Raw genomic sequence first — 539 nt, forward strand, 5'->3', positions numbered from 1 at the left:
CTTGCTCTTGGAATACCGTGCGAATGTTGTCCATCGCAACATCTGGGTTGAAATGCGCCATCGCGTACGCTTGTTTCCACGAATCCCACGGCCACGTTAAGTTACCAGAGAACCAACGCGCAGTGACCGATGGCGTGACTGTCGCTTGTTCAATATCGCCCGCCGCAGAGCGCCAGTTACCGTTTAGGGTCTCCATCGCTTTTACCGCTACGCGAGCTTGGTCTGCTGTCGCTTCTTTGTTGATAAGACCATTCGCTAAATAGCCGTCCCAACGCGCTTTCGACGCTTCCATGTATTGAGTTGGATTCGCTAATACATCTTGCAATTTCAACGATTCTGACTGCACTTCTTTCGCATTGTGCAGGTTAGAATACGCCGTATAAACCGCCGATGTTTGCTCAGCTGGTAGGCTCATCTCCGCGGTAGAACTGAATGAGGTTTCGTTGGTGAACGTCTTCGTTGGTAGAGAACGAGTAATGCGGAACTCGGCATCGCGGTCATTACGGATCGCCCAGTTGTCTTTCATCTCGCTAAAGTTA

Annotated in this window: 1 pseudogene; it reads right to left on the minus strand. The window is 50.6% G+C overall.

From position 1 onward, the window contains the following. Window positions 1–539 (minus strand): annotated as a pseudogene (locus R7Z47_RS26540) (alpha-glucosidase); the annotation flags it as partial.

The sequence above is a fragment of the Vibrio sp. 1641 genome, assembly GCF_033339995.1.
GTDB lineage: Bacteria > Pseudomonadota > Gammaproteobacteria > Enterobacterales > Vibrionaceae > Vibrio > Vibrio alginolyticus.